A 25,964-nucleotide genomic window follows, 5' to 3' on the forward strand; every position below is an offset into this window, starting at 1 on the left:
GTGACGACTTGCTGGATCATCGCGCAGCGGGGCTTGCCGATGAGCAGGCCGTGGAGATCTACCGCTGGATGCTCCTGACGCGGCGGCTGGATGAGCGGCTGGCGATCCTGCAGCGCGCCGGCGCCATTCCCCTGGCGCTTTCCTGCCGGGGGCACGAGGCGGCCCAGGTCGGGGCCGCCCTGGCCTTCGAGCGGGGGGTGGACTGGTGGTTCCCCTACTACCGCGACCTGGGCGCCGTGCTGGTGGCCGGCACCACGCCGCTGGACGTGATGCTCTCGGCGTTCGGCCGCGCGGCTGACCCCTCGTCGGGGGGACGCCAGACGCCGTACAACTGGGGCGACCGGCGGCTGCGCATCGTCGCGCGCTCGGCGCCGGTGGGGGTGCAGATCCCCCAGGCGGTGGGCGTCGCCCAGGCCGCAGCCCGCCGGGGCGACCGGATCGCGGTCTACTGCAGCTTCGGCGAGGGCGCGTCCTCGCAGGGCGACTTCCACGAGGGGCTGAACTGGGCGGCGCTCCACCGGCTGCCCGTGATCTTCCTGTGCCAGAACAACGGCTGGGCGATCTCGGTGCCGGCGGAGCGCCAGGTGGCCGGCGGCAGCGTCGCCGCCAGGGCGGCCGGGTACGGGATGGAAGGGGTCTGCGTCGACGGAACGGACCCGTTCGCGGTCTGCGCCGCCGTGCGGCGGGCGGTGGCGCGGGCCCGGGATGGCGGGGGGCCCGCGCTGATCGAGGTCCGGGTGCACCGGCTGGATCCCCACACCTGCGACGACAACCACGCCACCTACCGCTCCGCGGCGGAGCTGGCCGCGGCCCGCGAGCGCGATCCGCTGCCGAAAGTGGCAGACTATCTGCGGCGGGCAGGTCTGCTCTCGCCGGCGCGCGAGGCGGAGCTGGAGCGGGCGGTCGCCGCGGAGATCGACGCGGCGGAGGCGCAGGCCCGGGCGGCGCCCCTGCCCCGGGGCGAAGAGGCCCTGGAGGGGGTCACATCGCCACCTGCTCCAGGGCCTCCTTGACCTTGGCGAGAAAGCCGATCATCTCTGCCCCGTCCACCGCACGGTGGTCCGCCGTGAGGGCGAGGTACATCATCGGCCGGATCGCCAGCTGGTCGTCCTCGGTGACCACGGGCCGCTTTTTGATGGCCTCGAAGGCGAGAATCCCCACGTTGGGCGGCTGGATGATGGGGGTGCCGAAGAGGGTGGTCCCCCACCGGCCGGTGTTGGTGATGACGAACGTCTGGCCGGCCAGCTCCTGCGGCGTCAGCCGTCCGGCCCGGGCTTTCTGGGTCTGGACGTAGATGGCCCGGGCCAGGTCCCAGAAGCCCATGCGCTCGGCGTTCGGGACGACGGGCAGCAGGACGCCGCCGGGAACGCTGGTCGCGACCGCCAGGTGGATGTACCGGGGGATGATGAACCCCTGGGGGGTGAGCATCGCATTCATGATCGGGTACGCCTTCAGCGCCCGGATGGTCGCCATGGCGAAAAAAGGCAGGTAGGTCAGGGGCATGCCCAGGTGGCGCTCCGCCAGGGGCTTCAGCGACTCCCGCACCGAGACGAGCCCCGTCGCGTCCACCTCCGCCACCACGGTGACGGGGGCGGTGGTCCGCTGGGCATGCTCGAGGTTGAGCATGGAAACCCGGCGCATCTGGCTGAGGGGCAGGGTGACGGCAGGGGGGTAAAGCGGCCCTCCCATGGCCAGGGGGTTCTCAGGCGTGCCGCCGGGCATCGTCAGGCCGGCCGGTGCGCCGGGTGAAAGACTCGCAAACAGGTGCACCGAAACACCTCCCCTCGCAGGCGGGCTGCTGCACCAGCATATGCCGTCCCCGCTTCCGGGTCTCCGGGGTCGCCCGCCGCCCCCGGCACCGGCGCAGGGCCGGGTCCTGCGCGGCCCGGATCCCCTGCGGCCCCGTCCCGGGCCCTGCGCGGCACCGGTGCCACGACGGGCTCCCGGACCCGGAACTCCGGATCCCCGGAGCCCTTGTGGCGCCGGGGCTCACGGGGCGCCGGAGGCGATAGACGCTCTCTTGAACTCCGATTGAAAACATCATGAGCCTGGGGGCCCCCGGGCCCCCGGCGCGGGGGCAGGAGAGGCGGATTCGCGGGCGAAATTTATAAACGAATGTACAAAAACGGCGTCGGATGTGCATTTGGGAACAAGCAGGGAGGGCGCAGATGGGCGCGAAGCCGGTCATCTTCATCGTTTCCGATTCCGTCGGCGAGACGGCCGATCTGGTCACCCGCGCGGCGCTGGCCCAGTACGGCCAGCGGGGCGTTGAAATCCGCAGGTTCCCCATGATCGACGATGCCCGATCCCTCCGGGAGGTGATAGATGCAGCTCGTCAGCAGCCCACCCTGATTGTCTACACGATCATCGTCCCTGAGATCCGCAGCGAGCTCCAGCGGCTGGTTGACATGTGGGATATACCCGCTGTGGACATTATGGGGCCCATGCTCGACGGCATGACCCGGCTGCTCGGGCCGCCCGAGAAGCTTGAGCCCGGACGCATGCACCGCTTGGATGATGACTACTTCCGCCGCATCGAGGCGGTGGAATTCGCGGTGAAGTACGACGACGGCAAGGATCCCCGCGGCTTCCTGCGGGCCGATGCCGTGCTGATCGGTGTCTCCCGTTCTTCCAAGACTCCGGTGTCGATGTACCTCGCCCACCGGCGGTACAAGGTGGCGAATCTGCCGCTGGTGCCAGAGGTCAGCCTGCCCAAGGAGCTCTTCCTCGTCCCGCCCCACAAGGTGGTTGGCCTGCGGGTCAGCCCCGAGAAGCTGCATCAGATCCGCGAGGAGCGCATCAAGACCATCGGCCTCAGATCAGACGCAAACTATTCAAGCATGGAGAGAATACTCCAGGAGCTGGACTACGCCGAGTCGGTCTTCAAGAAGGTCGGTTGCGCGGTGATTGATGTCACGAACAAGGCGGTTGAAGAGACGGCAGTCCGGGTCCTGGAAATCATCAACCGAGGGGTGAATTTCGGTGACTAGGAAGTGGGTGTATCTATTCGACGAGGGCCGGGCAGACATGCGGATGCTGTTGGGCGGCAAGGGCGCCAATCTGGCGGAGATGACCAACATCGGGCTGCCGGTGCCTCCGGGCTTTACGATCACCACCGAGGCCTGTCTGGAGTACCAGAAGACCAAGAGCATTTCGCCCGAGGTGATCGAACAGGTCGACGCGGCCCTGGCCGCGCTGGAGCAGAGGACGGGCAAGAAGTTCGGCGACGTGCGCAATCCCCTGCTGGTGTCGGTCCGGTCCGGCGCGCCCGTCTCGATGCCGGGCATGATGGACACGGTGCTCAACCTGGGCCTGAACGACGAGACCGTCACGGCCCTGGCGGAGCTGACCGGCAACGAGCGGTTCGCCTGGGATTCGTACCGTCGCTTCATTCAGATGTTCTCCAACGTGGTGCTCGGCATCGAACTGCACCACTTCGAGTCCATCCTGGAGGAGCACAAGCGGCGCAACGGGTTCACCCAGGACATTGAGCTGCAGGCCGAGCACTTCAAGGCGATCGTGCCCGAGTACAAGGCGGTCGTGGAGAAGCACACCGGCCAGCCCTTCCCGATGGATCCCCGCGAGCAGCTGATGGCGGCCATCCGCGCCGTGTTCAACTCGTGGGACAACCCCCGGGCGCAGGTCTACCGGCGCATCAACAAGATTCCCGACACCCTGGGCACGGCCGTCAACGTGCAGACCATGGCCTTCGGCAACATGGGCGACGACTCCGCCACGGGCGTCTGCTTCACCCGCAACCCCAACTCCGGCGCCAAGGAGTTTTACGGCGAGTACCTGCCCAACGCCCAGGGCGAGGACGTGGTCGCGGGCATCCGCACCCCGTACCCGATCTCGCACCTGAAGGAGACGATGCCGGAGGTCTACCAGCAGCTGTTTGAGCTCTGCGAGCTGCTGGAGTCGCACTACAGGGACATGCAGGATATCGAGTTCACCGTGGAGCGGGGCAAGCTCTACATGCTCCAGACCCGCGCCGGCAAGCGGACGCCGACTGCCTCCATCAAGATCGCCGTCGACCTGGTGAAGGAGGGCAAGATCTCGAAGGAGCAGGCGATCCTGCGGGTCGATCCCGAGCAGATCAACAAGATCCTGCACCCGGCCATCGATCCCAACGCCAAGCTGGACATCCTGGCCAAGGGGCTGGCCGCCTCGCCCGGCGCCGCCTCGGGCGTCTGCGTCTTCGATCCCGACCGGGCCGTCAAGCTCGCCGGGGAGGGCAAGAAGGTCATCCTGGTGCGGCCCGAGACCTCGCCGGATGACATCCACGGCATGGTCGTGGCGCAGGGCATCCTCACCTCCCGCGGCGGCATGACGTCCCACGCGGCCATCGTCTCCCGCGGCATGGGCAAGCCCTGCGTCGTGGGGTGCGAGGCCATCAAGGTCGATCTGGAGGCCCGGGAGTTCACCGTGAACGGCCGGGTCATCCGGGAAGGCGACGTCATCTCCATCGACGGCGCCACCGGCAACGTGATCTTCGGCGAAGTCCCGGTGGTGGATCCCGAGCTCTCCGACGAGTTCCGCACGCTGCTCAGCTGGGCCGACGAGATCCGCACCATGGGCGTGCGGGCCAACGCCGATACGCCGGCGGACGCCGCCCGGGCCCGCGAGTTCGGCGCCGAGGGCATCGGCCTCTGCCGCACGGAGCACATGTTTGGCCAGGGCGGCCACCATCCCGAGCGGATGGCCGTGGCGCGCGAGATGATCCTCGCCGAGACCCTCGAGGAGCGGATGGCGGCGCTGGAGAAGCTCGAGCAGATGCAGCGGGAGGACTTCTACGAGATCTTCAAGGCGATGAATCCGTATCCGGTGACCATCCGCCTGCTGGATCCGCCGCTGCATGAGTTCCTGCCCGACGAGGAGGAGCTGGCCATCGAGGTCGCCCTGCTCCGGGAGCGGGGCGAGAACGGGCGCGAGCTGCACGAGAAGGAGGCCCTGCTGAAGAAGGTCCGGGCGCTCTCCGAGATGAACCCGATGCTGGGCTTCCGCGGCTGCCGCCTGGGCATGATCTACCCCGAGATCTACGAGATGCAGGTCCGGGCGATCTTCGAGGCCGCCGCGCAGTGCAACAAGGAAGGCATGCAGGTGGAGCCCGAGATCATGCACCCGCTGGTCAGCATCGTCACCGAGCTCTCATTCCTGCGTGAGATGACCGACCGGGTCGCGCGGGAGGTCATGGAGAAGCACGGCGTCACGTTCAACTACATGGTGGGCACCATGATCGAGGTGCCGCGTGCCGCCGTGACGGCCGACGAGATCGCGGAGCACGCGCAGTTCTTCTCCTTCGGCACCAACGACCTGACCCAGACGACCTTCGGCTTCTCCCGGGACGACGCCGAGGGCAAGTTCCTGGCGCAGTATGTCGAGAAGAAGGTGCTGCCCGAGAACCCCTTCGTCTCCATCGACCGCAGGGGTGTGGGCAAGATGGTGGAGATCGCGTGCGAGCTCGGGCGCAAGGCCCGGCCCGACATCAAGCTGGGCGTCTGCGGCGAGCACGGCGGCGATCCGGCCTCCATCGAGTTCTTCCAGAGCGTCGGCCTGACCTACGTCTCCTGCTCGCCGTACCGGGTGCCCGTGGCCCGGCTGGCTGCGGCGCAGGCGGCGGCCAAGGCCAGGGGTGAGCGCGCCACCTCCAGCACCGTCTAACCAGGTCGCAAGGCGTCAGGGTCCGCTTCCCGGCGGGGAGGCGGACCCTGACTGCGTGCCGGGTCGTCTTATATACGGAAGGAATCGCGCCGGCCATTGTCGAAAAGGAGATGGCACGCCAGACACCCTCGCCCACGCCTGTTCGCCCGGTGGTACCGAGGGGTTTTCTATTGGGGCAGCAGTGTTCCGGCACGATGGGGTGGTAATCGGTGGCCCGGTTCGACCAGGCATTCAAGGACGAGGTACGCGCCAGGAATGACATCGTCGAAGTGATCTCGGCCTACGTGAAGCTTGAGCGCAGGGGCAACCGATACGTGGGACTCTGCCCGTTTCACAGCGAGAAGACGCCTTCCTTCCACGTCGTCCCCGACGGACAGTTCTACCACTGCTTCGGCTGCAAGGCCAGCGGCGACGTGTTCACCTTCCTGATGGAGCGCGAGCACCTCACCTTCTACGAGGCGCTGGTGCAGCTGGCCAAACGGGCGGGCATCCCCCTGCCGCAGGAGGAGCGGACGCCGGAGCAGGAGCGGGCCTACCGCGAGCGGCGCGACATGTATGCCGCGCTGGACCTGGCGGCCCGCTTTTATCAGCACCAGCTCTTCTCCCCCGCGGGCGAGGAGGGGCTGCAGTACCTGCTGGGGCGCGGGCTGACGGAAGAGACGATCCGGCGCTTCCGGCTCGGGTGGGCCCCGGGGCGGGGCCAGCTCTACCGGGCGCTGCGGGACCGCTTCCCGCCCCAGATCCTGCAGAAGGCGGGGCTGATCGTTCCCCGGCGCGACGGGGCGGGCTTCATGGACGCCTTCTTCGACCGGGTCATGTTCCCCATCACCGACCTGGCCGGCCGGGTGATCGGCTTCGGCGGGCGGATCCTCAGCGGTGAGGGCGCCAAGTACAAGAACACCGCGGAGACCCCGCTGTTCGTCAAGCGGCACGTCCTCTTCGGATTGGATCAGGCCAAAGAGGCGATGCGCGCCAGGAATCAGGCGATCCTCGTAGAAGGATACATGGATGTCATCATGCCCCACCAGGCGGGCATCCGGAACGTGGTCGCCCCGCTGGGCACGGCCCTGACCGACGAGCAGGCCCGGATCATCCGGCAGCAGGCGCAGCAGGTCATCGTCGCGTTTGACATGGACACCGCCGGTCAGATGGCCACCCTGCGCGGCCTGCAGAAGCTGTACGACAGCGGCTGCGACGTCCGGGTGCTCGAGCTCCCGGAGGGGAAGGACCCGGACGAGTTCATCCGCACCCATGGCGGGGCTGCGTTCGTCGAACGAATCGAACAGGCTGTTCCGCTGATCGAGTTCCGGCTCAATCTGGTGCTTCCGCGCACCGGCCGGCCGTCGCCGGAGGAGATGGCCAAGGCGGTGGAGTCGGTGGCCCAGGTTCTGGCAGACGTCCGCAACGAGGTGCTGCGGGAGGCGTACGTCGACCAGGTCGCCGACCGGCTTGCAGGCGATAACCCGCTGGCCAAGCCCGATCTGAAGCTGGCGATCGACCGCCAGATGAACCGCCTGCTGCGGCGGGGTTTCCAGCATAATCTGCCAGATTCCAGGAATAATAGAAGAGGTCCGGGAGAACCTGCCTCGCCCGGACCGCCGCGTCATCGCTCGCCCCATGCGCCGGTCACGCCGGAGGAGGGGGCGCGGAGGGCTGAGCGGGCGCTCTTGTATTTGCTACTGGAACACCCTGGACTGCTCCGCCTCGTCGAGCCGGCCCTGGGAGAGGCGCCCTTCTCGGATCCCCACCATCAGCAGGTCTACGCTGCGTGGCGGCGTCTTCTGGCCGAGGGAGATCCCCTGACGGGGGGAGATGCGATCGCCCGCCTCCTGGATCGGCTGTCGGATCCGGAGGCCAGACGGGTCCTCACCGAAATGGCAGCCAAACCGATGCTGACCACCGACCCGGAAAAGGAAGCAGCAGACTGCATCGAGAAGATAACTAAGCATAGAGATTCGAGGAGACTAGAGGACTTGGAGAACCAGATCAAGGCCGCAGCATCAGCGAAACAGAGAGTGGACCCGGCCATATGGAACGAATATATGGCGCTTGTGCGTAAGCTCAAGTCGTCCCGATCCTGAGGCGGCTGCGGAAGGGGGGGTAGTCATCATGGAGTCCAACGAAGCGAAAGTGCAGAACGCCCGCGAACTGGTGAAGCAGCTCATCGCGAAAGGCAAGCGCAAGGGATGTCTGAGCTACGATGAGGTGGCCGACACCCTCCAGGGGCTGGAGCTGGACGCTGAGCAGATGGAAGCCATCTTCGACAGGCTGACGGAGGCGGGCATCAAGCTTCAGGGCGACCGCCCCGACGAGGCGGAGGAGCCGGGTGAGCCTGACGCTGACGTCGAGGCCCTGGAGGTTGCGGAACCTCCGCCCGTCGACGAGGTGGAACCGGATGATGACGCCGCAGCCGACGAGGATCTCGACCTGTCGGTGCCGGAAGGGATTGCCATCGATGACCCGGTCCGCATGTACCTGAAGGAGATCGGGCGCGTGCCCCTGCTCACCGCGGAAGAGGAGATCATGTACGCCGAGCGCATCGAGCAGGGCGACGAGGAAGCCAAGCGCAAGCTGGCCGAGGCGAACCTGCGCCTGGTCGTTTCGATTGCGAAGCGCTACGTGGGCCGGGGGATGCAGTTCCTCGATCTGATTCAGGAGGGCAACCTCGGGCTGATCAAGGCCGTTGAGAAGTTTGACCACCGGAAGGGCTTCAAGTTCTCGACCTACGCGACGTGGTGGATCCGCCAGGCGATCACCCGTGCGATCGCCGACCAGGCCCGGACGATCCGCATCCCGGTGCACATGGTCGAGACGATCAACAAGCTGATCCGGGTCACCCGCCAGCTCGTGCAGGAGCTGGGGCGTGAGCCGACCCCCGAGGAGATCGCCGCGCACATGGACATCTCGGTGGAGCGGGTCCGGGAGATCCAGAAGATCGCGCAGGAGCCGGTGTCGCTGGAGACGCCGATCGGCGAGGAGGAGGACTCGCACCTGGGCGACTTCATCGAGGACCAGGACGCCCCGGCGCCGGCCGAGGCCGCCTCGTTCACACTGCTGAAGGAGCAGCTGGAGGAGGTCCTGGAGTCGCTCACACCCCGTGAGGAGAAGGTGCTCCGCCTGCGGTTCGGCCTGGACGACGGCCGGGCCCGCACGCTGGAAGAGGTCGGCCAGGTCTTCGGCGTGACCCGCGAGCGCATCCGGCAGATCGAGGCCAAGGCCCTGCGGAAGCTGCGCCATCCGAGCCGGTCGAAGAAGCTGAAGGACTATCTCGAATAACCTACTTGGCGAAAGGGCGACCGGGGATGCGTCTCCCGGAGTTCGTGCGGCAGGTCACATAGAGCGAAAAAGGGCCGGGTACACACCGGCTCTTTTTTGATGGGTGTTGGGATGTGGGGAAGTCTCCAGCAAGGGACTGAAGGCCTTGGTGTTCCGTGCCCCGCCACATCGCGTGGCGGGGTTCTCGTCTGTCTTGCCGCCCGGTCTGAATTGACAACTGCCAACTCTAAAGTGTAATATCAGGTTGTCGGTTTTGTTTTCACGGGGGTGAAACCATGGCTTTGATCGAGATTCGGGGATTGACGAAGGTCTTCGGCCCCCGGCCCCAGGAGGTCATGGCCCTGATCCGCCAGGGTCTGACGAAGGAGCAGGTGATGGCGCAGACGGGCCACACGGTCGGTCTGCTGGATGTGTCGCTTTCGATCGAGGCGGGAGAGGTCTTCGTGATCATGGGCCTCTCCGGCAGCGGCAAGTCGACCCTGGTGCGCTGCCTGAACCGGCTGATCGAGCCGACGGCCGGTGAGGTCCTGCTGGAAGGGCAGGACATCCTGGCGCTGGACGAGCGGGGCCTGCGCGAGCTCCGCCAGAAGCGGATGGCCATGGTCTTCCAGCGGTTCGGCCTCCTGCCGCACCGCACGGTGCTGGAGAACGTGGCCTTCGGCCTGGAGGTTCAGGGCGTGCCGAAGGCGGTGCGGGAGGAGAAGGCCCGGAAGTGGCTGGAGACCGTGGGGCTGGCGGGCTGGGAGCGGAGCTACCCCAGCCAGCTGAGCGGCGGGATGCAGCAGCGGGTGGGCATCGCCCGCGCCCTGTGCAACGACCCCGACATCCTGCTGATGGACGAGCCGTTCAGCGCGCTCGATCCGCTGATCCGGCGGGAGATGCAGTCTGAGCTCCTGCAGCTGCAGACCCGGCTGAACAAGACGATCATCTTCATCACCCACGATCTGGATGAGGCGCTGCGCCTCGGAGACCGGATCGCCATCCTGAAGGATGGCCAGGTGGTGCAGGTGGGTACGTCGGAGGAGATCCTCACCCACCCGGTGGACGACTACGTGGCCGAGTTCACGCGCGACGTCAACCGGAGCCGGGTGCTGACGGCCCGCTCGGTCATGCAGCAGCCCCGGGTGGCCGTGGTGGGGCGGGACGGCCCGCGCGCCGCCCTGAAGCTGATGGAGGAGCAGGGCCTGTCCAGCGTCTTCGTCGTCGACCGGGAGCACCGGCTCGTCGGGCTGGTCCAGGCGGAGGCGGCCATCGGGGCCGCGCAGCACGGCGAGACCAGCCTGAGCAGCCTGATCATCCGGGACGTGCCGACGACACGCCCCGACACGCTCCTGGAAGCCCTGATCCCCGTCGCCGCGAGCCACCGCTGGCCCATCGCCGTGCTGGACGAGGATCGGCGGCTGCTGGGGATCATCCCGCGGGTTGCGGTGCTGGCGGGGCTGGCCGGGAGGACCGAGGCGGAAGCTCCCCGCCAGGCGGGATGATGCACACGCGAGTCTATCTGGGAGGTTGAAACATGCGGAAGCAGCATAGATGGCGCATGCTGACGGCGGTCGTCCTGGCGGGTGTGCTCCTGTTCGCGGCCGGCTGCGGCGGCGGGGGCGACAGCGCCGGGGGCGGCGGCCCGTCCGGCGGGCAGAAGCAGGCGATCCGCCTGGGCGACATGCAGTGGCAGTCGCTCTGGATCAACAACGCCATCGCCGGGTTCATCATCGAGAAGGGTTACGGCTACCCGGTGGAGACCGTGGAGGTCACCACCCCGATCATGCAGCTCTCGCTGGTCCGGGGCGATCTGGACGTCGCGATGGAGGTCTGGACCGGCAACATGGTCGACTGGTACAACGAGGTCATCGAGAAGGGCCAGCTGCTCGATCTCGGCAAGGTCATGGACCGCACCACTCAGGGCTGGTACGTGCCGGCCTACGTGGTGCACGGCGACCCCGAGCGGGGGATCGAGCCCATGGCGCCCGACCTCCGGTCGGTCGAGGACCTGAAGCGGTACGCTCAGCTTTTCGCTGATCCGGAGGATCCCGGCAAGGGCCGGCTGATCAGCTGCATCACCGGCTGGGACTGCGCCAACGTCAACCGGGTGAAGCTGCACGCCTACGGGCTGGCTGACCTCTACAATCTGCAGGAGCCGGGCACCTCCGGCGCCCTGGACGCCGCGATCGCCGGCGCCTACCAGCGGGGCGAGCCGCTGCTGACCTACTATTGGGAGCCCACCTGGCTGATGGGCGCCCTGGACATGGTCCTGCTGGAGGAGCCGCCCTACACCGAGCAGTGCTGGTCCCTGGTGCGCCAGGGCGCGGCCGGGGAGATCCCGATGGATCAGATCCCGCCTGAGGCTGGCTGCGCCTGGGAAGACGCGCCGGTCGTCAAGGGCGTGCACCCCTCGCTGAAGGAGCGGGCGCCCGAGGTGGTCGCGTTCCTGGAGAAGTTCATGATCCCGACGGAGGATCTGAACAAGATTTCGGCCTACATGGAGGAAAACAACGTCGAGGCCGATCGGGCCGCCCTGTGGTTCTTCGCCAACTACCAGGATCTCTGGCGGAGCTGGGTGCCTGACGACGTGGCTGAGAAGGTGGAGCAGGCCTTGTCGGCGGCCGGCGTGAGCCTGTAGTGTCGCAAAGGCAGGTGAACTGACGTGTTTCCGCAGAGCTACAAGCTGCCCCTGGCCGACTGGGTGGATCGCGGGGTGGACTGGCTGGTGGCGACCGGCGGGCCGTTCTTCGACTGGCTGGGGCGCGTCCTGCTGAAGCCGCTGGTCGGGCTCGAGAACTTCCTGCTGTGGCTGCCCTGGTGGGTCATCCTGCTGGTGGTGGCGGCGGCGGCGTGGAAGACGTCCGGCTGGAAGCTGGCCCTCGGGTCGGCCCTCGGCCTCGTCTTCATCGGGTCGCTCGGCCTCTGGACCCACGCCATGCGGACGCTCACGCTGGTGATCGCCGGCACCGCGCTGGCGGTGGCCGTGGCCATCCCCACCGGCATCGCCATGTCCCGCAGCGACCGGCTGGAGCGGGCCGTCCGGCCGCTCCTGGACCTGATGCAGACCCTGCCCAGCTTCGTCTACCTGGTGCCGATCCTGATGCTCTTTGGCATGGGCAAGGTGCCGGCCGTGCTGGCCACCTTCGTCTACGCCGTGCCGCCGGCGATCCGCCTGACCAACCTGGGCATCCGCCAGGTGCCGGCCGACGTGGTCGAAGCCGCGAAGGCCTTCGGCACCACCGGGCGGCAGATGCTGCTGAAGGTGCAGCTGCCGCTGGCCATGCCCACCATCATGGCGGGCATCAACCAGACCGTGATGATGGCCCTGTCGATGGTGGTCATCGCCTCGATGATCGGCGCCTCCGGCCTGGGCACGGAGGTGCTGAACGGCATCGCCCGCATCGAGACCGGGCGGAGCTTCGCCGGTGGAATCTCCATCGTCATCCTGGCGATCATCATCGACCGGGTGACGCAGGGGCTCTCCAAGTCCCAGCCGCAGATGTAGGGGTTCATGGATCGAGGGCGCCGGCCAGAGCGGCCGGCGCCTCCGCCGTGTCTGCGCGCCGAACCATCGGGCGGTCCATCGCCCGTTCCCGCCGGGCCGGGCCTCGATCCCGACAAGCGCCCGTTTGGTTCGGCGGAATGGCCGGCTTTCTGCGATAGACTGCCGGCTTTGGCGCACGAACGGCTGTGCCGGGGGGAGGCATGCGGCGCCGCGCATCTTGCGGCGGAATTGGGCCCTCTGACCGCCGTCCGGGAGACGTTGAGAAGTGAACTTATTATACTAACACCATGAAAAACTGGCTGAAGGGCGGTGGAATTCCGAATGCTCACCCTGGAAGGCGTTTCGATTCGGGGCGCACTGGGCGAACGCTACGATGAGGTGCTTACCCCCGAAGCGCTGGAGTTCCTGGTTCAGCTGCACCGCCGGTTTGCAGCCAGGCGGAAGGAGCTGCTCGCGCTGCGTGCGCAGCGGCAGGAGCGGCTGGACCGCGGGGAATGGCCCGACTTCCTGCCCGAGACCCGGCACATCCGCGAGTCGGAGTGGCAGGTGGCGCCGTATCCCCCTGACCTCGCGGACCGGCGGGTGGAGATCACCGGGCCTGTGGACCGCAAGATGATGATCAACGCCCTCAACTCCGGGGCCCGGGTGTTCATGGCCGACTTCGAGGACGCCAACGCCCCCACCTGGGCCAACATCATCGAGGGACAGATCAACCTCATCGATGCCGTCAGCGGCACGATCACCTACACCAGCCCCGACGGCCGGGTCTACCGGCTGAAGGAGAAGGTGGCGACGCTCTTCGTGCGGCCCCGGGGCTGGCACCTGCCTGAGCGGCACATCGTCATCGACGGTGAACCCGCCTCGGGCAGCCTGGTGGACTTCGGCCTGTACTTCTTCCACAACGTCCGGCGGCTGCTGGAGAAGGGCACCGGGCCGTACTTCTACCTGCCCAAGCTGGAGAGCCACCTGGAGGCGCGGCTCTGGAACGATGTCTTCTGCTTCGCCCAGGACTACCTGGACATCCCCCGCGGGACGATCAAGGCGACGGTGCTGATCGAGACGATCCTCGCCGCCTTCGAGATGGATGAGATCCTCTGGGAGCTGAGGGAGCACTCGGCGGGCCTCAACGCGGGGCGCTGGGACTATATCTTCAGCTGCATCAAGAAGTTCCGGAACCGGCCCGAGGTCCGCTTCCCCGACCGCAGCGCGGTCACGATGACGGTTCCCTTCATGCGGGCCTACACCGAGCTGCTGGTGAAGACCTGCCACCGCCGCGGCACGTTCGCCATGGGCGGCATGGCGGCGTTCATCCCCAGCCGGCGGGACCCGCGCGTGAACGCGGTCGCCCTGGAGAAGGTGCGGCAGGACAAGGAGCGGGAGGCGGGCGACGGCTTCGACGGCACGTGGGTGGCCCACCCCGACCTGGTGCCCGTGGCCACCGCCGTCTTCGACGAGGTGCTGGGCGAGCGGCCCAACCAGATCGACCGGCAGCGCCCGGACGTCCGGGTCACCGCCCAGGACCTGCTGAACTTCGCGGCCACGCCGGGGGCGATCACCGAGGAAGGGCTCCGGCTCAACATCAACGTGGGGATCCAGTATATCGAGTCGTGGCTTCGGGGCGTGGGGGCGGCGGCGATCCACAACCTGATGGAGGACGCCGCCACGGCCGAGATCTCCCGTTCGCAGGTGTGGCAGTGGCTGCGCCAGGGGGCGACCCTGCAGGACGGGAGGAAGGTGACCCCTGCCCTGGTGCGGGAGCTGATCGACGAGGAGCTGGAGCGGATCCACCGCCAGGTGGGATCCCGGGCTTTCACCTGCGGCCGCTTCCAGTCCGCCCGGAAGCTGTTCGAGCAGGTGGCGCTGTCCGAGGAGTTCCCGGAGTTCCTGACGCTGCCCGGATACGACCTGATCTAGGTTCTTGGGGAGGTCATCGAGATGCGTGAGAAGGTTCGCCAGCAGGCGGCAGAGCTGGAGCGGGAGTGGAGGACGAACCCGCGCTGGAAGGGTGTGGAGCGGCCGTACACGGCCGAGGACGTGGTGCGTCTGCGCGGATCGTTCCAGGTGGAGTACACCCTGGCCCGGCGGGCCGCCGAGAAGCTCTGGCATCTCCTGCACACGGAACCCTACGTCCCCGCTCTGGGGGCCCTCACGGGAAATCAGGCCGTGCAGATGGTGAAGGCGGGCCTGAAGGCCATCTATCTCTCTGGCTGGCAGGTGGCGGCCGACGCCAACCTGGCGGGCCAGATGTACCCCGACCAGTCGCTCTACCCCGTCAACTCGGTGCCGGCGGTGGTGCAGCGCATCAACAACGCGCTGCGCCGGGCCGACCAGATCGCCTGGTCCGAGGGCAAGGACGACATCGACTGGATGGTCCCGATCGTCGCCGACGCCGAGGCCGGGTTCGGCGGGCCGCTGAACGCCTTTGAGCTGATGAAGGCGATGATCGAGGCCGGCGCCGCCGGCGTGCACTGGGAGGACCAGCTCTCCTCGGAGAAGAAGTGCGGCCACATGGGCGGCAAGGTGCTGGTGCCCACGAGCCAGCACATCCGGACGCTGGTCGCGGCCCGGCTGGCGGCGGATATCCTGGGCGTGCCGACCATCATCGTGGCCCGGACGGACTCCCTGGGCGCCACGCTGCTCACCAGCGACATCGACCCCCGGGACCGGGAGTTCCTCACCGGCGAGCGCACGCCGGAGGGGTTCTACCGGGTCCGCAACGGCATCGAGGCCGCCATCTCCCGGGGCCTGGCCTACGCGCCCTACGCCGACCTGATCTGGTGTGAGACGGCCACGCCCGACCTGGACGAGGCGAAGCGGTTTGCGGAGGGGATCCTCTCCAGGTATCCGGACAAGCTGCTGGCCTACAACTGCTCGCCCTCGTTCAACTGGAAGCGGCACCTGGACGACGCGACGATCGCCAAGTTCCAGCGGGAGCTGGGGGCGATGGGGTACAAGTTCCAGTTCATCACCCTGGCCGGCTTCCACGCCCTCAACGCCTCGATGTTCGAGCTGGCGAAGGGCTACGCGGCCGAGGGCATGACGGCTTACGTGCGGCTGCAGGAGAAGGAGTTCGCGCTGGAGCGGGAGGGCTACACCGCCACCCGGCACCAGCGGGAGGTGGGCACCGGCTACTTCGACGAGGTCGCGCAGGTGATCTCGGGCGGCCACTCCTCCACCCTGGCGATGCGGGGGTCGACGGAGGAGGAGCAGTTCAACGTGGCGGATTAAGGTTGGCCGATGTGCATCGTAAACTACCCCGATGGAGTCGTGAAGGGACAGTGGTGCCGTCACGACTCCGTCGGGGTTTTCTTGCCTAGGACGACCCAGCGTACAGGACTTTCATCTGACAGTCCGCTATGTCCAGCAGGATTGCGTGAGGTTGCAACCTAATAGGAAACGTACCAGTTCAAACCATGGTTGCCGAAACAGCCCCATGCTTCTACAAAGGGAGTGACATGATGGTTCGGTTGGTGTTCGGTCCCCGTAGGCGTCTTATCGATGAACTAAGGTCTGCTGCAGAACAACACACTGGAGGGAGGCTGCGTCTAGCGGTCGCCTGGGCTAGACAAGAGGGTGTACTGGGGCTGTTAGAAGCAATTAGCCCCCATATCGCCGAGCTCGATGTGGTGGTAGGCGTCAACGATAAAGGCACAACTGTCGAAGCGCTACTCCTGCTGCTACAACGAGCTCGCGCTCTGACCGTGTTCTATAAGCACAATCGGCAGACTTTCCATCCCAAATTGTACCTTTTCCAAAGCGGTGAGGGGGATACTGAACGTGCCACGCTTATCGTAGGGTCAGGAAACTTAACGCAAGGCGGATTACTTACCAACTTCGAAGCATCGTTGGCCGTTGATCTTGGACCAGAAGTACCCCAGTACGGGAAAGAATTACTAATAGCAGCAGACAAAATTTGGGACGAGCTTACACAATCGCATTTCGCCTACAAGGTGTCCAGCGACGAGGATGTCAGGCAACTCTATGAGGCAGGATACATAGTCTTAGAAAGTACAGTCAAGAATCGGCGTCGTCTTGAACGTAGGCAATCTCGAAAGCCAGGGTCCTTACTGCTACCAACAGCGCCTCCTAGTGCTGTACGCCGTAATGCACGGCAGGAAGTGATCATCCCATTCCCAATCGATCCCGAAGAGGATCTTGTATTTGCTTCCGAAGATACGGACCCTGTGAATTCGTTCCCCTTGCCGGACCGGTTTTTCGTCCGCACTTTGACAGATAACGACGTTAACAAATTAGTTAACGCTGCAGCTGGTACGTTTGAGCCCGATCTGGGAGAGTCCGCTCGGGACCAATTTCCGTCTTTTTGGGGATGGCCTGACAAATATCAGGTGAATCCTGCCAGCAAGGTTGGTAGGCGAGAGTGGCGGACCAAGGGAAGGTTAATAACGAGCCAAACTCCTCCCTCCGGCATTCTTATCGATGTGGTGTTGTGGTTTAGACCGGAAAGGCCTGGCCATTTACCCGAGCATCGGATCCGACTCGGGCCCATTGGGACGATACGAGGTTACGTGCCGCCAGGATTCAGCACAGACTCCCTTGTGGTGATTGAGCGAGCCCCAGAAAATGAAGATTACTCTTTCGTTGTTCGTCTAATAACAGCCTCCGATCCAACCTACCAGGACTATGCCAGTTACCTAACGACCAAGCGAGCAAAGCATCGGTATGGGTATGGGCCGTAACATGACCAAGACAGCCGCCCTGGAGCGGCTGTCTTGCACACCATTACGGCTTTTCTAGTAGAAGCAGATTTTCACGGGTGATGGAGTTCTTGCTGTGCATGTCAAAGCGATGGTAAGTTTCCAGGCGCATGATTTCCTTCAACCGCCATCCGTTGACGCAGGCTACGTCAGCTAATAATTGCGGAGTATCAATTAGTATTTTTTCTCCTCCAAGTTCGGTGCGATTCAAACCTACTACAAGACCAAACACGGCGCCTTTCCTTGTCACCTCAAGGACATTACGGAACATCTTAGCCATATCAACGAAATATGCGTACGTAAGCGCCGGAACATTTTGACGCCTGAACCCATTGCCTGGCAGGTAGCTTAGTGACAGCATTTGTCTGCACAAGTCCACGACGCTCTTCGGGAGATGTTGATCGGGATTTGTAGCGATCCTTGCTTCAAGCTCTTTGCGTTGGCGATCCGCTATTTCTCGGGTTCCTGTCAGCGCGCGCTCCAGTGACATGATTTCTCTGGAGCTAATAAGGCCCAAGATAGCCAAACTCAAGCGTTGAGTGTCAATATATGGAAGCGCACTTACGTATGGCGGGCTCGTGATGACGGCATCAAAGCCCTTAAACTCACTAGGCAGGTTTCTTACCACTCTTCGAAGGTCCGACCTGTTGTCGGCTTGGAAGGCTTGCTGGTATCCGCGCCCCGTTCCAATTACAGCCTTTGCACGGCTGATGGCAAGGAGTTTGGCTCTTAACTCCTCTAGAAACATCGGTATCACGGGATAGTTGTCCTTGGCATCTTTGCGACGACGGATTCGTAGATCGCCTGGGTCTTGCAAAGAGACTTGGCGGACCAAGTCACTCACTATTATCTGAAAAACTTCTCGCAGGTCGCGTGGAACCACCCGGTCGATTTCCGCAAGTATGAGGGACAACTGCGGAAGAACGGATATCGGAAACCAGGCCAGCAGATACTCTTTGTTGGGGAGGCGATCGAGCCACTGAGGTCCCAACACAGTGTTAATCTGGTCGGGAGTCCAGGCAACCTCAAAATTCCACTGCGCAGAGTAAGACAAGAGGACTTCAATCAGAGTCTCGGCCGCAGCTTCCAAGGTCTCAGTCGGAGCCTTCACAGCCATGATCTTGGCGTTGGAAATCTTGATGGCTAGAGGATTGAGATCGGTTCCAACGGCATTCCACCCAGAATGTGCACCCTCGAGAAGGGTGGTTCCGCTACCGCAAAACGGATCTAAGATCCACTCATTTTCATCTAAGCTCATCAAGTTCGCGATAGCTCTTACAACCTGGGGATTGAACTTGCCCTTATATTCATGAAGACCGTGGGCAGAGTAGCGAGTGCTCTGACGACTTCGCTGTGTCGGTTCGGTACGTGCAGAAGCTTCCAGTCTGGCTTGATCAGGGATGATCACATTTCCGTCTGGTAGGATAGCCTTAGCAAAATAGGTCAACCTTGATAAGGTCTTAATATGTTGAGGAGAAAACGGAACTCTTAGCCCGTCATGGACAAACTCAACGGGCCCAGGAAGAAGCGTCTGTACTTCACGAAGTGCTAGTTCCTTTTCATAGGAAAACAGACGATAGTCAGCCCAGACGAGCCGGCACCAGTTCACCCGGTTTTTCCCTCCAGACAGAAGATAACTATCCATTCTTCGTTAATGGCGCTATTAGTGGGATTAAAGGACTTACGCTTGCTGGGAATTCTGCGTTCGACCTGAGCAACGCGTCTAAACCCATGGGGAGCAGCCGCGCGCTCGAGCAATGCAACGTTGTCAATCGTCTTCCCGTGAATGACGGAACGACCAATCAAGAAGCAGGCCAAACTATTAGGTAGCATCACTCGTGATAACAGAGAAAAACACTGGCTCATCTGCCGTTCGAAATCCACTTCAGTCTGGGGATTCTTCTTGAAGTAATGCGGTCGTGCACCGATTTCCTGTTGCCTTACAGCTATTGGGTCCATGCCGAGCCAGTACATGCGATACTTGTGATACAGCCAATATTCGTAGGCGTTCGGGTACGGAGGGGAAGTCACGACCAACCCAACCCGACGTCCGATTTCATCAGGTTGGACTTCAAGAATATTCCGGTTTAATAATGTGCACCTGGGATTTGGCGCGAACAACCCAAAATAGGTGTCGGTCAGCGCTTTGTCAACCAGTTCTGCCGATTTGAGGAACAAGTCATAGACGAGCTGAGCGTCGACGTCTTTCTTAACGGATGCATATCGTGTATCGCTTTCTTGGTTAGAGACGCGCACCATAATTCGAGACAGGGCAACTTTTAATGCATCCCGAGCAGTTGGGTCATCAATCCGCTCTAGTTGGGACAGGATTCGCGCTAGGGCCTGTTGCACATCCGGTAAAAACCAATGGTTTAATCGTGGTATACTTGGTATGGTCGCGGCCTCCCGTTTGGCTTGAGCCACGACTTGTGCGGCCAAGAGAGAAAGATTTCGTGTCGGTGGTGTCGTCTTTACTTTGGAAATCAATATCGATAGAGGGTTTACGTCAATGCCAATGGCCGGTTTACCGGCCATAATGGCTTCCACGAGGGTAGTACCCGATCCGCAAAACGGGTCCAAGACAGCGCTATCATCACCTGGGTGGAATAGGCGAATTAGTTCTCTGGGAATTTGTGGGATGAACCGGGCGGGATAGGGATGGATGTTGTGGATACCGTTCCGTGTGCCGTTATCTTCGAAGTTCCAATCAACGCTTAGTAGTTTTTCTCTTATGTCAAAGGAAATGTCTGCCAAAGGGACCTTGTCTGCTGTGGCCATTTCTTACTTATCCTCTCCCTCTAGTGAACTAACTAGAACGTCCACCGACCGTTTACATGACGTGCCAGATACCTTGGCATGTCAGAGGGTTATCCAGAACATCTGATCCAACCCAACGATCGGTATGTTCCTGGACTGGAAGTTCCGAGCGCATCTATCGCTATGCTCTCATGTTAAGGTACCCGTACACTTTTTGACAACCGATGATGATCCCTGCTCCAGCGTTGCAAGCCTGTGCGGAACGTGTCAACGAGTTTGAGACAGTTGACCGGTGAAATTAGGGGTTGTTTTGCGGCTGCTTTTTCGGGGGGTTAATCCAGACTGCAGTGGGAGCCGGCGGATGAGCCGGTGGCCTGTTCACGAATCGCTCTGGGTGGGCTTCGTAAGCCTTCGCAAGTACCTTGGACCGCTTCTGGAGCACTTCCTCAGCCTTGCCGTAATGCAGCATGTGCGGGGTCAGCAGCGAGATTCCCGAGTGGTAGTGCTCGTTGTTGTACCAGGTAAAAAAGCCCTGGCAGAAGGATCGGGCATCCTCGATGGAGCCGAACCGGTCTGGAAAGTCCGGGCGGTACTTCAGCGTGTCGCCTCACCGAGCTCAACCACCGCAGCGATCAGTCGTTGCTGTCGCTCGCTGGTGGATTCAGAGGAATCAGCAACATCTCGGAGATTTTTTTTTGCACCTCGATGATTGTCTCCGCCTGCTTCGATCAAGTCCCGTCAAGTGGTGTAAATCGGGTTCCAGCATTGTAGTTGCTCTAGTCGGCACTCAGCGGCAAAAGTTCAGGACGGCCGAGGCTCGGGTCATGGGCGTACAGTTTCGCCATGGACGCCTGGCTGAAGTATCTTCGTGGGGCGGTCATCCACTCTTCCTGCTGCTCGATCATGACGGCTCCGGCCAGGCGGATCAGAGCTTCTCTGTTGGGGAAGATGCCCACGATCTCCGTCCGCCGGCCGATCTCTCTGTTGAGCCGTTCCAGGGGGTTCGTGGAGTGCAGTCGCCGCCAGTGCTCAGTCGGGAAGGCCATGTAAGCCAGAATGTCCTCCTCGGCATCTTCCAGCAGTTGGGCCGCCCGGGGGAACTGTTTCCGCAGGTTCTCGACCACAACGGCTAGCTGAGACTTCGCTGCCTGCTGGTCCGGCTGTGCGAAGATGGTCCTCACAGCAGCCGACACCATGGACTGCAGGTTCTTGGGCACATAGCCGAGCAGATTCCGCATGAAGTGAACCCGGCAGCGCTGCCAGCTGGCGCCACTGAACACGGTTCGGATCGCTTCACGCAGACCGACGTGGTTATCACTGATCACCAGAAGCAGCCCTTGAGGCCCCGAGCGACCAGCTGCCGCAAAAACGCGGTCCAGAAGGCCCCATCTTCGCTGGGACCCACGTCTAGCCCCAGAATCTCCCGTTCGCCATCCTCTCGTACACCCATGGCGATCACCAGGGCCATGCTGGAGACCCTGCCGTTCTCCCGAACCTTCTCGTACTTGGCATCCAGCCAAACGTAAGGGTAGCGCCCTTCCAACGGTCGGTTGCGAAAGGCCTCAACCACCTCGTCCAACTCGGCGCAAAGCCGGGAGACCTGGCTCTTGCTCACGCCGGTCATCCCCAGGGCCTGCACCAACTCATCTACCTTCCGGGTGCTGACCCCCTGAATGTAAGCCTCCTGAACCACAGCCACCAAGGCCTTCTCGGCCCGTCGGCGAGGTTCGAGCCAGCTTGGCATGTAGGACCCCTTCCGGAGTTTGGGGATCTGCAGATCGATCGTCCCGACCCGCGTATCCCACTGACGTTCCCGATAGCCGTTGCGGTAGTTGCTGCGCTCAGACGACCGTTCGTACCGCTCAGCGCCAATCTGCTGCGATACTTCCAGTTCCATGAGACCCTGAGCCAGCACCCGAACTCCTTCCCGGAGGAAATCCACGTCGTCCACACCGGACTTGCGCAGAAGCTCCTCCAATGCGATCCTAAAGTTGGTCACCTGCGGGTTCCCCCTTTGCGATGTATTGCTCCTACTTCGCATGGAACCCAAAGGTGGCCACTTATGTCAAGCAGCCCCTCCCACCGGAAGGTCCGGGGAATTTACACCACTACTTTGGACTCTAACTTCTGCGGCGCCAGCCACTCCTGCAAGGCTCTCTCTCGCTGCTTGCGCCACCGACGGAGTGTGGACCAGTAGATCCCTTCCCGCCGACACAGTGCCCCCAACTCGCCACGACGACACTGATCAGCCTCTGCTAGAATCCGGGCCTTCTCGCCCGCCGTGAATCGCCTTGTCACGGGCTTGGCAACGACTTCCGGGTCCGGCGCATGCGTCTGCTCGTCGATCCCACCGGCAGCACCTGCTTCCTGCGGTGAAGCATTCTGTTCATCGATCATGCCCGGATCACTACACCTTTCTCCGCCCGTTTGTACTCTAATTCGTTCCCCACCGCTGTCTCACCTATGTTGACACAGAGGGGTGGCCTCCACGTCTCTAAGTGTTCATGTGACAAGAATAGCTGTTCGCTGGCTGGCTCGCCGCCATAAGAGCGAATTGGCCGCACTAATGGGCGCAGCTGACTGAGATAGGATTTTCTCCCATCCTCTTACGGTCTCCTTCTGTTGTGCAGAAGAAACTCGAACTTTAGTTCCGGGATCGCGCGTTCGTTATATGGTGTTGCCCAAAGGAGATGTCTCTGGAATCAGGGAGACGTGGCAGTGTGAGTAAAGTTTTCGTGGGTAGGCCACAACATTTCTGCTAGAAAAAGCAGGACGAGAGATGGCTCCTTCCAAAAGTGTTGTTGCTGGGAAACAAACACCAACACAGGGAGGGTCATCTCTCGTCATGGTTGAGATTCGTGCAGACAACGGCTTTTCCTTTGAGGAACTTGAAAGTGGTGTTTGGCAGCAGGTAGTGGAGTGTTTCCGCGAAGTGCTGGTTGAGGCACTCTCGCGGGTGGACACTTTGCTGTATGAAAACCGGGACGCCCAGCGGTATGTGCTCAAAGAGATGCGGTCCCGCACCCTCATGACCAAGTTTGGCCCGATCACATTCAAGCGCCGCTACTACTGGGACCAGGAGGAAAAGTGCTTTGTCTTTCTGCTGGATGAGGTGTTGCAGATCGCAAAGCGGCAGCGGGTGAGTGAACGGCGTTGTCCCGGAAATCGTGGAAATTCAAAGTGGCGGCCCTCAAGCCCCGTTTGGTATAACGGGGGTGGACAGTAGGAAGGAGGTTGCCGCCACTGATGTCAGTGTACCACGGGAAGACCAAGAAGCGCCAGATGCTGGAGGTGGACAAACAGCCCTGGTTGCCCCAGCAGGTGCAGGTGACGCTGCATGCCCTCATGGGAGCAGCCAAGGAGGGTCTGCTGGCCCTGGCCGTCGCTGTGGGGCTTGACGTACTGCGCTCCATGATGGAGGCAGAGGTGACGGCCATCGTCGGCCCCAAGGGCAAGCACAACCCCAATCGAAAGGCTTTTCGGCACGGTGCCGAGGAGGGGCGGGTGGTGCTGGGGGGACGGAAGGTACCCATCCAGCGGCCTCGGGTGCGGACGAAGGACGGACAGGAGGTCAGGCTCTCGAGCTACGAAGCCTTCCAGGATGAGCAGTTGCTGACGCAGGCCGCCCTGGAACGGATGCTTCATGGCCTCTCCACTCGGCGCTACCATCATGGCCTGGAGCCGGTGGGCGACGATCTGCCGGCCGTGGCTACGTCCAAGAGCAGCGTAAGCCGGCACTTCGTGGCGGCCACACGCAAGGCACTGGCTGAGCTGCTGGCGAGGCCGCTTGGTGATCAGCGCTACCTGGTGCTGATGCTGGACGGGATCGAAGTCGCAGACCACACCGTGGTGGTCGCACTGGGGATCACGGACGACGGGCAAAAGCAGATCCTCGGCCTCTGGGAAGGGGCTACCGAGAACGCAACCGTCTGTCGCGCCCTGCTAACAGACCTGGTGGAACGCGGCCTGCGGGTGGACGGAGGCATCCTGGTGGTGATAGATGGGGCCAAGGCCCTCAGGGCTGCCGTGCGGGACGTGCTGGGTGCCAGGGCGACCGTGCAGCGATGCCAAGTTCACAAAAAGCGCAACGTGCTGGACCACCTGCCGGACGAGGCTCGCGCGTGGGTCAGCCGCAAGCTGGAGCAAGCCTGGAGGGAGACGGACTACGAGAAGGCCCGGACTGCTCTCACCAGCCTGGCCAAGACCCTGGACGACAAGTATCCGGGCGCCGCCGCCAGCCTGCGCGAGGGGCTCGAGGAGACCCTGACCGTCCTGCGGCTGGAACTGCCCGAGGCGCTGCGCAAGACTCTCCGTTCCACGAACCCCATCGAGTCCGCCTTCGAGAAGGTACGGATGGCTAGCCGCAACGTCAAGCGCTGGCGGAACGGCCAGCAGGTGCTGCGCTGGACTGCCGCGGGCCTCCTGGAAGCGGAGAAGGGCTTCCGGCGCATCAAGGGATACCGCCAGCTCCCAATGCTGTCGGAAGCCCTAAGCAGACACGCCGCTCCAGAAGCATCCAGCGCCGTGCAAACGGCCTAAAAACGAAGAAAAAGGCCGCCACGAAATTCCACGGCGGCTGGGACGTCGCCTGAGTGAATCGATCAGGGCAGATGCGGTTGAAGCTGCAGTGACGGCCGGATCGTTTCGGGGTGCGGCAGCAGAGCTGGGGCGGCGGGACTGTCAGGTTTACGTCAGCCACGAGGCGATCCGGCAGTGGAGCATCGAGACGGGAATGGCCCTTGCGGCAGCGCAGAAGCAGCGGCAGGTGACCGAAGGGGGGACCCGCAAAGTCCGCTTCCTGTACATCGAGGCGGATGGATTCTGGCCGGGTCGTCAGCGCGGCAAGAAGGCGGAAGTGCGGCTGTTCGTGATTCATGAGGGTTGGGTAGAGCGAACCCCGGCTGGTACGGAGTACAGGCTGGTAAACCGCCGCGATTTCATTCCCGACAGCGGACGGGACAGCTGGGAGCAGTTGAGCGAGTTTCTGGAGAGGGAGTACGATCTCAGCGACACGTGGGTGATCATCAACGGGACGTGCTGCGCCACCAGCCCCGGCTCCTGGAACGAGCGAACGCTGCGCTGGAGACAAACGACGCCGGAGGATTGCTGGCGGTACTGGAGGAAGCGCGTGTTGCTGAGACCGACTCGAAGCGTCGTGGAGAGATCCGCAGGCTGGTGGCCGACCTCAGGACGATGCCGGAGTCGATACGGGACTACCGCGTCCGACTTCAAGAGCGGGGCGTCAGCGTGGAAGGGTTACGCGGCCTGGGTGCAGCGGAAGGGGCGGTGGAGCGGTACTCAGCACGGCTGCGGAAGGTCGGCCGGAGCTGGTCCGAGAGGCTTGAAGGCGATGATGCACGTGCTGGCCGCCTATTTTCACGGCACTTTGCGTGGGGCCGTGGAGATGGTGGAACGCCAGCTGGGACTCGAATCACTGGCTGCAGTTCGGGAAAAGGTGCGGAACCGGGTCGTGGAGACCGTGGGGCGGGGTATTGAAGGAGTCCGCCACGGGCGCATGCCGATCTTGTATGCCGGTCGGAACGCCAGTGGCGGATACTCTCGGATGCTGAGGGCGGCCGCCGGCTTCACCAAGTAGAAGAGGCAACAGACGCATTCGGCGCCAATTCATGAACCAAAATCATACAGAACACTTTTGGAAGTGCGATGTACCCACTTTCACTTGACAGACCCCCCCATGAATTGCTTGTTGACTTTAGGCATGTATCCGGGTAGAATACTACCGGTGCTGATTCCGGCGTAGCTCAGCGGTAGAGCGTCCGGCTGTTAACCGGAGGGTCGTAGGTTCGAATCCTACCGCCGGAGCCAGGTATGTGCAGGCGGGAAACCGCCTGTTTTTGCATGTCCGCCGGGGCGATCTTGTGAAACGCCTCCCCGTCGCGTAAAATGCTCTATGCGGGCCCTTAGCTCAGCGGTCAGAGCTGCCGGCTCATAACCGGTTGGTCGTAGGTTCGAATCCTACAGGGCCCACCAGAGGAATCCAGGGGGAGAGGGCGTGGCCCGGAGACTGTTTCAGCAGTCCCCGGGCCACGTCGCGCCTCCGGGCAGGA

At 63.2% G+C, this 25,964-nt stretch carries 15 protein-coding genes, 2 tRNA genes and 4 pseudogenes; 15 read left to right on the forward strand and 6 right to left on the reverse strand.

Features of this window, described 5'->3' with window-relative positions; all coding sequences use genetic code 11:
* Positions 1 to 8 precede the first annotated feature (8 nt).
* On the forward strand, positions 9 to 1,013 hold the full coding sequence (locus ACZ5UM_RS07820; protein WP_464848007.1) for a thiamine pyrophosphate-dependent dehydrogenase E1 component subunit alpha: 1,005 nt from the start codon (positions 9 to 11) through the stop codon (positions 1,011 to 1,013).
* Here the strand turns inward: ACZ5UM_RS07820 and ACZ5UM_RS07825 are convergent.
* Positions 982 to 1,770, reverse strand: a complete 789-nt coding sequence (locus tag ACZ5UM_RS07825; RefSeq protein WP_464848008.1) for a 2-oxo acid dehydrogenase subunit E2 — start codon at positions 1,768 to 1,770, stop codon at positions 982 to 984. The two genes, ACZ5UM_RS07820 and ACZ5UM_RS07825, sit on opposite strands and share 32 nt — an antisense overlap.
* Positions 1,771 to 2,168: 398 nt before the next feature.
* On the opposite strand from ACZ5UM_RS07825, the gene ACZ5UM_RS07830 reads away from it, so the two are divergent.
* From ACZ5UM_RS07830 to aceA, 9 genes are all read left to right on the forward strand, one after another.
* Entirely contained in the window at positions 2,169 to 2,990 is an 822-nt protein-coding gene (locus tag ACZ5UM_RS07830) for a pyruvate, water dikinase regulatory protein (protein WP_464848009.1), read from the forward strand.
* Positions 2,983 to 5,661, forward strand: a complete 2,679-nt coding sequence (gene ppdK / locus ACZ5UM_RS07835; protein ID WP_464848010.1) for a pyruvate, phosphate dikinase — start codon at positions 2,983 to 2,985, stop codon at positions 5,659 to 5,661. Before ACZ5UM_RS07830 ends, ppdK begins: the two co-directional genes overlap by 8 nt.
* 209 nt (positions 5,662 to 5,870) lie before the next feature.
* On the forward strand, positions 5,871 to 7,742 hold the full coding sequence (dnaG, locus tag ACZ5UM_RS07840; protein WP_464848011.1) for a DNA primase: 1,872 nt from the start codon (positions 5,871 to 5,873) through the stop codon (positions 7,740 to 7,742).
* A gap of 28 nt (positions 7,743 to 7,770) precedes the next feature.
* Positions 7,771 to 8,937 carry an RNA polymerase sigma factor RpoD gene (rpoD, locus tag ACZ5UM_RS07845; RefSeq protein WP_464848012.1) on the forward strand — a complete coding sequence of 389 codons (1,167 nt, stop codon included), beginning with the start codon at positions 7,771 to 7,773 and terminating at the stop codon, positions 8,935 to 8,937.
* Between the two features lie 275 nt (positions 8,938 to 9,212).
* The gene (locus ACZ5UM_RS07850) at positions 9,213 to 10,421 is read left to right on the forward strand and encodes a quaternary amine ABC transporter ATP-binding protein (RefSeq protein WP_464848014.1); all 1,209 of its coding nucleotides are present in this window, start codon (positions 9,213 to 9,215) and stop codon (positions 10,419 to 10,421) included.
* A 32-nt stretch (positions 10,422 to 10,453) separates the two neighbouring features.
* Positions 10,454 to 11,557, forward strand: a complete 1,104-nt coding sequence (locus tag ACZ5UM_RS07855; RefSeq protein ID WP_464848016.1) for an ABC transporter substrate-binding protein — start codon at positions 10,454 to 10,456, stop codon at positions 11,555 to 11,557.
* A 24-nt stretch (positions 11,558 to 11,581) separates the two neighbouring features.
* Entirely contained in the window at positions 11,582 to 12,424 is an 843-nt protein-coding gene (locus ACZ5UM_RS07860) for an ABC transporter permease (RefSeq protein ID WP_464848017.1), read from the forward strand.
* A 321-nt stretch (positions 12,425 to 12,745) separates the two neighbouring features.
* Complete coding sequence (gene aceB, locus ACZ5UM_RS07865) at positions 12,746 to 14,338, forward strand: malate synthase A (protein ID WP_464848018.1); 1,593 nt, start codon at positions 12,746 to 12,748, stop codon at positions 14,336 to 14,338.
* A gap of 21 nt (positions 14,339 to 14,359) precedes the next feature.
* Positions 14,360 to 15,652, forward strand: a complete 1,293-nt coding sequence (gene aceA, locus ACZ5UM_RS07870; protein WP_464848019.1) for an isocitrate lyase — start codon at positions 14,360 to 14,362, stop codon at positions 15,650 to 15,652.
* A 1,512-nt stretch (positions 15,653 to 17,164) separates the two neighbouring features.
* On the opposite strand, the gene ACZ5UM_RS07875 is transcribed toward aceA, so the two are convergent.
* The 5 genes and pseudogenes from ACZ5UM_RS07875 to ACZ5UM_RS07895 all read right to left on the reverse strand — a co-directional run bounded on the left by ACZ5UM_RS07875 (position 17,165) and on the right by ACZ5UM_RS07895 (position 22,293).
* Positions 17,165 to 18,748, reverse strand: coding sequence for a TRM11 family SAM-dependent methyltransferase (locus ACZ5UM_RS07875; protein ID WP_464848020.1), 1,584 nt, complete (start codon positions 18,746 to 18,748; stop codon positions 17,165 to 17,167).
* Complete coding sequence (locus tag ACZ5UM_RS07880; RefSeq protein ID WP_464848021.1) at positions 18,745 to 19,917, reverse strand: TRM11 family SAM-dependent methyltransferase; 1,173 nt, start codon at positions 19,915 to 19,917, stop codon at positions 18,745 to 18,747. Before ACZ5UM_RS07880 ends, ACZ5UM_RS07875 begins: the two co-directional genes overlap by 4 nt.
* Positions 19,918 to 20,194: 277 nt before the next feature.
* A pseudogene (locus ACZ5UM_RS07885) lies at positions 20,195 to 20,497 on the reverse strand (integrase core domain-containing protein); the annotation flags it as partial.
* Positions 20,498 to 20,672: 175 nt separating this feature from the next.
* Positions 20,673 to 21,895 (reverse strand): annotated as a pseudogene (locus ACZ5UM_RS07890) (IS256 family transposase).
* A gap of 101 nt (positions 21,896 to 21,996) precedes the next feature.
* Positions 21,997 to 22,293: a transposase gene (locus ACZ5UM_RS07895; RefSeq protein WP_464848022.1), complete on the reverse strand. Its 297-nt coding sequence runs from the start codon at positions 22,291 to 22,293 to the stop codon at positions 21,997 to 21,999.
* A gap of 382 nt (positions 22,294 to 22,675) precedes the next feature.
* On the opposite strand from ACZ5UM_RS07895, the pseudogene ACZ5UM_RS07900 reads away from it, so the two are divergent.
* The 5 genes and pseudogenes from ACZ5UM_RS07900 to ACZ5UM_RS07920 form a co-directional block, all read left to right on the forward strand.
* Positions 22,676 to 23,044: pseudogene (locus ACZ5UM_RS07900) on the forward strand (UPF0236 family transposase-like protein); the annotation flags it as partial.
* 263 nt (positions 23,045 to 23,307) lie between these two features.
* Positions 23,308 to 24,435, forward strand: coding sequence for an IS256 family transposase (locus ACZ5UM_RS07905; protein WP_083766174.1), 1,128 nt, complete (start codon positions 23,308 to 23,310; stop codon positions 24,433 to 24,435).
* 88 nt (positions 24,436 to 24,523) lie between these two features.
* A pseudogene (locus ACZ5UM_RS07910) lies at positions 24,524 to 25,392 on the forward strand (UPF0236 family transposase-like protein).
* A 255-nt stretch (positions 25,393 to 25,647) separates the two neighbouring features.
* Positions 25,648 to 25,722: transfer RNA gene (locus ACZ5UM_RS07915), tRNA-Asn, on the forward strand.
* 89 nt (positions 25,723 to 25,811) lie between these two features.
* Positions 25,812 to 25,887 (forward strand) — tRNA-Ile (locus tag ACZ5UM_RS07920).
* Positions 25,888 to 25,964 lie beyond the last annotated feature (77 nt).

The sequence above is a fragment of the Symbiobacterium ostreiconchae genome, assembly GCF_055396975.1.

Coding starts and splice junctions, on each gene's coding strand:
- ACZ5UM_RS07830 (WP_464848009.1), top strand. CDS start 2,169: ATGGGCGCGAAGCCGGTCATCTTCATCGTTTCCGATTCCGTCGGCGAG.
- rpoD (WP_464848012.1), top strand. CDS start 7,771: ATGGAGTCCAACGAAGCGAAAGTGCAGAACGCCCGCGAACTGGTGAAG.
- ACZ5UM_RS07850 (WP_464848014.1), top strand. CDS start 9,213: ATGGCTTTGATCGAGATTCGGGGATTGACGAAGGTCTTCGGCCCCCGG.
- ACZ5UM_RS07855 (WP_464848016.1), top strand. CDS start 10,454: ATGCGGAAGCAGCATAGATGGCGCATGCTGACGGCGGTCGTCCTGGCG.
- aceB (WP_464848018.1), top strand. CDS start 12,746: ATGCTCACCCTGGAAGGCGTTTCGATTCGGGGCGCACTGGGCGAACGC.
- aceA (WP_464848019.1), top strand. CDS start 14,360: ATGCGTGAGAAGGTTCGCCAGCAGGCGGCAGAGCTGGAGCGGGAGTGG.
- ACZ5UM_RS07880 (WP_464848021.1), bottom strand. CDS start 19,917: ATGGCCACAGCAGACAAGGTCCCTTTGGCAGACATTTCCTTTGACATA.
- ACZ5UM_RS07895 (WP_464848022.1), bottom strand. CDS start 22,293: ATGATCGATGAACAGAATGCTTCACCGCAGGAAGCAGGTGCTGCCGGT.
- ACZ5UM_RS07905 (WP_083766174.1), top strand. CDS start 23,308: ATGATGGAGGCAGAGGTGACGGCCATCGTCGGCCCCAAGGGCAAGCAC.